The organism is Rheinheimera sp., assembly GCF_036568245.1.
GTDB lineage: Bacteria > Pseudomonadota > Gammaproteobacteria > Enterobacterales > Alteromonadaceae > Alishewanella.
In genome coordinates this window covers 1-7362 of the sequence record NZ_DATCSY010000050.1, presented here as the reverse complement: position 1 = coordinate 7362, position 7362 = coordinate 1, and the positions used below count along the sequence as shown (strand labels likewise).

The 7362-nt window shown below is 50.8% G+C and carries 7 protein-coding genes; 6 read left to right on the top strand and 1 reads right to left on the bottom strand.

What is annotated here, in order from left to right; translation table 11 throughout:
• From VIN66_RS02335 to VIN66_RS02310, 6 genes are all read left to right on the top strand, one after another.
• A partial coding sequence (locus VIN66_RS02335; protein WP_414709853.1) for a paraquat-inducible protein A occupies positions 1-145 on the top strand: 145 nt, incomplete at its 5' end.
• Entirely contained in the window at positions 123-1790 is a 1668-nt protein-coding gene (gene pqiB / locus VIN66_RS02330) for an intermembrane transport protein PqiB (RefSeq protein ID WP_331922493.1), read from the top strand. The genes VIN66_RS02335 and pqiB, both read left to right, overlap by 23 nt.
• A complete protein-coding gene (locus tag VIN66_RS02325) occupies positions 1787-2332 on the top strand; it encodes a PqiC family protein (protein WP_331922492.1) in 546 nt (181 codons plus the stop codon). The genes pqiB and VIN66_RS02325 overlap by 4 nt, the downstream gene beginning before the upstream one ends.
• Positions 2333-2602: 270 nt before the next feature.
• Positions 2603-2842 (top strand): OadG family protein, encoded by a 240-nt coding sequence (locus tag VIN66_RS02320; RefSeq protein WP_134056969.1) that lies wholly within the window; start codon positions 2603-2605, stop codon positions 2840-2842.
• Positions 2843-2854: 12 nt separating this feature from the next.
• Positions 2855-4639, top strand: coding sequence for a sodium-extruding oxaloacetate decarboxylase subunit alpha (oadA, locus tag VIN66_RS02315; protein ID WP_331922491.1), 1785 nt, complete (start codon positions 2855-2857; stop codon positions 4637-4639).
• A gap of 19 nt (positions 4640-4658) precedes the next feature.
• Positions 4659-5789 (top strand): sodium ion-translocating decarboxylase subunit beta, encoded by a 1131-nt coding sequence (locus VIN66_RS02310; protein WP_134056965.1) that lies wholly within the window; start codon positions 4659-4661, stop codon positions 5787-5789.
• A gap of 61 nt (positions 5790-5850) precedes the next feature.
• Here the strand turns inward: VIN66_RS02310 and VIN66_RS02305 are convergent, their stop codons facing one another.
• Positions 5851-7203 carry a peptidoglycan DD-metalloendopeptidase family protein gene (locus VIN66_RS02305; protein ID WP_331922490.1) on the bottom strand — a complete coding sequence of 451 codons (1353 nt, stop codon included), beginning with the start codon at positions 7201-7203 and terminating at the stop codon, positions 5851-5853.
• Positions 7204-7362: the final 159 nt, after the last annotated feature.

Sequence of the window (7362 nt, the reverse complement as noted above, 5' to 3'; positions counted from 1 at the left end):
TGTGTATCCTGGCGTGGGTGCACTAGTATTTGCTGCTGTGGTGATTCTGACGATGCTGGCGGCACTGAGTTTCGACCCCAGGCTATTATGGGATCCACTGACTGAGCAAAAGGGAGTCCGATTTGACGCAACAAACGAGTGCTAAGGTTAACCGGATTAAGCAATGGTCACCGATTTGGGTGGTGCCTATTGCAGCCGTATTGATCGGTATCTGGATGCTGTATAACCATTATCAGCAACAAGGCGCTTTGCTTACGCTGCTGACAGCTGACGCAGAGGGTATTGTTGCCGGCAAGACGCAGATTAAAAGCCGCAGTGTTGATGTCGGCCAGGTGGTGTCAGTAGAGCTGAGCCCTGATCTGAAACAGGTCATCATTAAAGCCCGGATGAAACCGGCCATTACCGATCTGTTAAACGAAGACTCACGCTTCTGGGTGGTTAAACCCCAGGTTGGCCGCGGTGGGATCACCGGGTTAAATACGCTGTTATCCGGCGTCTATATTGAGCTACAGCCCGGAGATTCAGACAAGCTGCAGCTACAGCATCAGTTACTGGATTCTCCCCCAGTGGCGCCGGCCGATGCGCCTGGTATCCGGGTGGTGCTGACAACCGCGGAGACCGGTGGCCTGGCGGTAGGCGATCCTGTGCTGTACCGGGGCTACGAAGTCGGCACCGTCGAGCAGAGCGAATTTGATTTGTCGCAGCGCCGTACATTGTATCAGTTGTATATCAGGGAGCCCTTTGATGTGCTGGTATCTGAGAATGTGCGGTTTTGGCTTAGCAGCGGTTTTTCTGTCGATCTGTCAGCAGAAGGATTGCAGGTTGATGTAGGTTCGGCCACAACGTTGTTAAGCGGCGGCGTCAGTTTTGACCTGATGCAGGGCTGGCCTGCAGGCGGTGCTGTAGCTGATGGCTCAGAGTTTCAGTTGTTCCCGAATAAACAAAGTATTCAGGACGGTTTATATAATGAGTTTGTTGAGTACTTGCTGTTTTTTGATGAGTCGGTTCGCGGCTTGAAGCCCGGCGCTCCGGTCGAGTATCGCGGTGTGCGGGTCGGAACCGTTACCAGTGTGCCGTTCTTCTTTTCGATAGATAAACCCTTTGAAGTGTCGTTGCAGCAGGGTATTCCGGTGTTGATCCGCATTGAAGCGGGCCGTTTATACGAAAATCTGACATTAAAACAATTGCGCCAAGAGTTAGACAAAGCAGTACAACGCGGTATGCATGCTGCGTTGAAAACTGGCAACTTACTGACGGGCGCTTTATATATCGATCTGGACATCAATCAGGATCAGGCGATTGACATCGAGCAGCAGGCGTTGCAGGCACAGCAACTGGCACTGAGTCAGAGCGCGGGCTATCCAATGCTACCCACGACACGTAGCGGGCTGAGTAATATAGAGCAGAAGGTGTTGATGGCATTGGATAAAATCAACAATCTGCCGGTAGAGCAGTTATTAGTGCAAAGCGAACAGACGATGCAAAGTACAGATGCGCTGATGCAAAACGCTGCCAAAATGGTCGCTCAGCTGGATAAACTCATTGCTAATCCGCAATTGCAACAGTTGCCGGCTCAGCTGCAGCAGAGTTTGCAGGAACTGCAGCGCATGCTGGCAGGTGTTAGCCCCGGGGCCCCGGCATATGAGCGAATGGACAGCAGTCTACAAACATTAGATCAGGTGCTGCGCGAACTGCAGCCAGTGCTACAGACATTGAATCAGCAAAGTAATGCTTTGATATTTGAAGCGGATGTTACTGCAGATCCAGAGCCTAAGAGGGCAGAGCAATGAGATTATTAATCACCGCGACGGTATTTCTGCTAAGCAGCTGCAGCAGTCAGCCGCAAACCACCTATTATCAGCTGCCGCTGTCCGAAGTAGCAGCCAATGTCAGTAGTCAGTCATTACAAACGCTGTACGTTGAGCCGGTGCAGGTCGCCAGCTACCTGAATGGCCGCGGGCTGGTATTACAGGTATCAGATGTGGAGCTGGTGATGGCACGGCAGCATTTATGGGCGGAAGCACTTGATCACCAGTTGCAACGTCAGCTGCGTAGCCGGCTGCAAATGTTATTGCCACAGCACACTGCTGTTATGCAGCCTTCGGCTGATACGGTAAAGGTTACCGTGCAGCTGGACCGTTTTCATGGTCAGGAAGATGGTTACGCTATTGCCAGCGGACGCTTTGTTGTCAGCAGTACAAACACCACTGAAAGTTTTTCTATCCGGGTACCTCTGGCCGATGACGGCTATCCGGCACTTGTTAGTGCCCTTGCTCAGTGCGTACAGCAACTTAGTGAGCAAATTGCCCGCCAGTTAGCCAGCGAAAACTAGTTTCATTTCCTGCCAGCAGCAGTGATATCATCGCTGCTGGCATTGTGGATGGCTAGACATTTGAGTGTCTTTACGTGTACTGTGTGTAAATTATGCAAATTGTTCGCGTAAATAGCAGTTATCACCGGTTTTTATTTAGTCAGTTGTATTTAACCTGCGCATAATGCGCAATCTGCCTGCTGATTACAGTTTGACCTGCTATCGTTCAGAGCAACTGAAGAATCTTTACCGCACAGTCAGCGTAGTGCGAATAACTGATGGAGAGACACTATGGTCGCACAACTGTTATTGGAAGCCGCCAACCTGATGTTTATAGGGATGGTGGCGGTATTTGCCTTCCTGTTATTACTGGTGTTTATCGTGCAGCTGATAAGCGCATTTATGTTGCGTTACTTTCCGGTAAAGCTTGCTGAAAAAGCAAGCCGTATCGACAGCGGCAGTAGCACGACCAGCCCGGCTATCGTGGCCGCAATCTCTGCTGCCGTGCACCAGTATCGCCAAAAACAATAAAAGGACGCCGTTATGAGCAAGCCACTATTACTGACAGAACTGGTGCTGCGTGATGCACACCAGTCACTGCTAGCCACCCGTTTACGTTTGGATGATATGTTACCGATAGCCGCTAAGCTGGATAAAGTCGGTTATTGGTCGATGGAATCCTGGGGCGGGGCCACTTTTGACGCCTGTATCCGGTATCTGGGGGAAGATCCATGGCACCGTATTCGTGAGCTGAAAAAAGCCATGCCGAATACCAGGCAGCAAATGTTATTACGCGGCCAGAACTTACTGGGTTATCGCCACTATGCAGATGATGTGGTCGAAGCTTTTGTCGAGCGGGCACATAAAAACGGTGTTGATGTATTTCGTATATTTGATGCAATGAACGACATCCGCAACCTGCAAACGGCTGTGCAGGCGGCGATAAAGGTTGGCGCACATGCGCAGGGCACTATTTCTTACACTGTCAGTCCGGTGCATACCATTGATATGTGGGTTGATATGGCCCGCCAGCTCGAAGACATGGGCTGTCACTCTATCTGTATTAAAGATATGGCTGGCCTGCTCAAGCCCTATGAATGTGAAGAGCTGGTATCGCGTATCAAGGAAGCAACCGGCATTCCGTTGGCAATGCAATGTCATGCGACAACCGGGTTATCAACCGCTACCTACCAAAAAGCCATTGATGCGGGTATTGATATGTTGGATACCGCTATCTCATCGATGAGCATGACCTATGGCCACAGTGCTACCGAAACCATGGTTGCTATCACTGAGGGTACCGCGCGTGATACCGGTCTGGATATGGAGCTACTGGCCGAAATCGCTGCGTATTTTCGCGATGTACGGAAAAAGTACGCGCAGTTTGAAGGCTCACTCAAAGGCGTTGACGCCCGTATTTTATTAGCACAGGTGCCAGGTGGCATGCTGACAAATATGGAAAGCCAGCTGAAAGAACAAGGCGCTCTGGACAAGTTAGATGCGGTACTAAAAGAAATCCCGCATGTGCGCGAAGACCTGGGCTTCTTACCCCTGGTTACCCCCACATCACAAATCGTTGGTACTCAGGCAGTATTGAATGTGCTGACCGGCGAGCGCTACAAAAGCATCACTAAGGAAACAGCCGGAGTACTCAAAGGCGAATACGGCGCTACACCTGCTAAGGTCAATGCTGCATTGCAACAACGGGTGCTTGAAGGCGCTGAAGCCATCACCTGCCGCCCGGCCGATTTACTTCAGCCGGAGCTGGACAAACTGCAGCAGGAGCTGAGCAGTCTGGCGAAAACGGAAAGTATCAGGTTGGCCGATCAGCAACTGGACGATGTACTGACCTATGCGCTATTCCCGCAGGTTGGGCTGAAGTTTCTTAAAAACCGTGATAATCCGGCGGCGTTTGAACCTGCACCCGACTCGGATAGCTCCGAACATAAAGCAGCAGCGCCCAGCCGGGCGAAAGCGCCACAAAGTGGCCCGGCAAGCTACAGCGTGCGGGTAGATGGCAAGGTGTATGAAGTCGAAGTAGCGCCGAGCGGCGAGTTAAGCTCGGTAAAACCTGTGGTGGAAGAGAATATTCCGGCCAGCGCCTCAGTCACCGGCAACTCCACGCTGAATGCACCACTGGCAGGTAATATCTGGAAAATAGTCACCAAAGCCGGCGCTACGGTAAAACGGGGCGACATAGTGATCATTATGGAAGCGATGAAAATGGAAACTGAAGTCAGGGCGGTATCTGATGGCATTGTGGCTAATATCCATGTGGCGGCGGGTGATACTGTCAGCACCGGCGATGTGCTGATTAGTTTTGACTAGACTTGACTGAGGATTATTCATGGATGCTGTTGCAACCTTAATTGCATCAACCGGGCTGGTAAATTTTACCGCCGGTCAGGTCGTGATGATGCTGGTAGGCTTTTTATTGCTGTACCTGGCGATAGCCCGGGGCTTTGAGCCACTATTACTGGTGCCGATAGGTTTTGGTGCCGTACTGACCAACATTCCACTGGCAGGGATGGGCGAACCCGGTGGCTTGCTGTATATGATTTATGAAGCGGGTATCAGTACTGGCGTGTTTCCTCTGCTGATTTTTATGGGCGTGGGCGCTCTGACCGATTTCAGTGCCTTGATTGCGAATCCAAGAATGCTGCTGTTAGGCGCCGCCGCTCAGTTTGGTATTTTTGCGACATTACTAGGTGCTATCGCGCTTAATGCGGTGCCGGGTTTGAGCTTTACCATGAAAGAGGCATCTGCCATCGCCATCATCGGTGGGGCAGACGGGCCTACGGCTATTTTCCTCGCATCCAAGCTGGCGCCGGATCTGTTGGGGGCAATCGCTGTTGCCGCCTATTCCTATATGGCTTTAGTGCCCATTATTCAGCCGCCAATCATGCGGGCGTTAACCAGCAATGCTGAACGTAACATTCAGATGGTGCAGTTACGTGCGGTCAGCAAAAAAGAGAAGATAGTGTTTCCGCTGGCTGTGCTGTTGCTGACAATTCTGTTATTACCCAGTGCCGCGCCATTAATAGGTATGTTCTGCCTCGGTAATCTGATGCGTGAATGTGGCGTTGTTGAACGTTTGAGTAAGACAGCGCAGAATGAGCTTATCAACATCGTGACAATCTTCCTTGGCCTGGCGGTAGGCTCAAAACTCAGTGCTGATAAGTTTCTGACGTTACAAACGCTGGGCATACTGGTGTTGGGAGCTGTGGCATTTGCTATCGGCACCGCATCCGGTGTACTGATGGCTAAGTTGATGGGTAAGTTTTCAAAAGACCCTATCAACCCGCTAATTGGCGCAGCAGGCGTTTCGGCAGTACCGATGGCGGCAAGGGTAGTGAACAAAGTAGGGCTGGAGGCGAACCCGCATAACTTCCTGTTAATGCACGCCATGGGCCCGAATGTAGCCGGTGTGATAGGCTCTGCTGTCGCAGCAGGTATTTTACTGGCGTTAGTTGGCTAATAAATGACTGACAATAAAAAATCCCGGACTAGTCCGGGATTTTTTATTGTTGAACCAGAAATTATGGTGCTGCAGTAGCGACCGGTGTATCAGCGGTTTTTGCCAGTAGTACCCGCTCATTGGTTTGTAGCTGCGCCAGAATTTGTTGTGCCTGTGCGGTAAACAGATTTTTTTCCTGGCCTTGCAACGGCGTAGCCTGCGGCAGTTTAACTGTTCTGGGGTTACGGTGTACGCCAGCGACCAAGAACTCATAGTGCAGGTGAGCGCCGGTTACACGACCAGTGCTGCCTAAACGGCCGATAGCTTCGCCCTGGCGTACCTTGTCGCCTTTGGCAACCAGACGCTTAGATAAATGCAGGTATTTGGTCACGATATTGTTAGCATGTTGCACAAACACATAGTGACCATTTAAGTTGTTGTAGGCTGATGCGATAACCCGGCCATCACCAGCAGCCATAATAGGGGTGCCAACCGGCGCCACATAGTCTACGCCATTGTGTGGTCTTACTGTTTTCAGCACCGGGTGCAGACGCTTCGGGTTGAAGTTAGAACTTACATATTGAAAGCTGACCGGTGCTCTTAAAAACGCCTGACGCATGCTGGCACCATCAGGTTTATAGTAATTACCATCTGTGTGGCGAACAGCCTGATACAGGTGGCCCTGATTAGAGAATTGTGCCGCAACGATATTGCCGTTACTGATAAACTCTCCGTCAACATACTGTGTTTCATATAGCACGCTGAAGCTGTCCCCGGCACGGATATCCAGACCGAAATCGATGTCCCAGCCAAAAATACCGGCCAGACTCATGATCTGCGCTTCAGTTAACCCCGCCTCGATACCGGCGCTCCAGAAGTTACTGCGGATCTCGGCATTAGCAAACTGGCTGCGCAGTTCGACTTCTTTTTTCAGCTCTTCAGCAATAAAGCTACCGTCGCTAGTACGGCTGATACGTAAAGTGCTCAGGTGATTGAGTGCGTAGCGCAGTTCCTGCAATTCACCTTCGGCATTGAGGCCAAACTCCAGCTGCTCACCCGGGAATAGCCGGGTCAGGGTTTTTACGCTGTTACCCAGTGCCAGCACATCGAGCATTACCTGCTGGCTGACATTGGCTTTTTTAAACAGTGCCGATAACGCATCGCCTTTTTGTACCTGCAGTACTGACCAGTTTAATGACACATCCTCTTCCGGCAATGCCGGTAAATCGGCAATAGCCTGCTCCTGGTCTACTACGTCTTCCTGTTGCGGAATGTTCAGGCTGTAACGTTTGCCAATTTCCAGGCTGTCGCTCTTACTACCTTTGGAAGCGGAAGCCTGTTCTGATGGGAATAATAGAATAACGGATAAAAACACCGAAGTTGCAGCAATCAAGACGCGGTGTTGTGTGGGAATTTTAGTGATAAATTGTCGCATAATACCAGTCTGGGCTTAGGAAACGCACAAAAACCGAGCATATACGGTTTTTTTGCCCGACACCAGACTTTTGTGCGTTTCCCCAAGGCTGAACATGCTATAGAATGCGGGTTCTTTGCACAATCAGGTGAAAAATCAGGAGAAAAAAATGGCGGATTG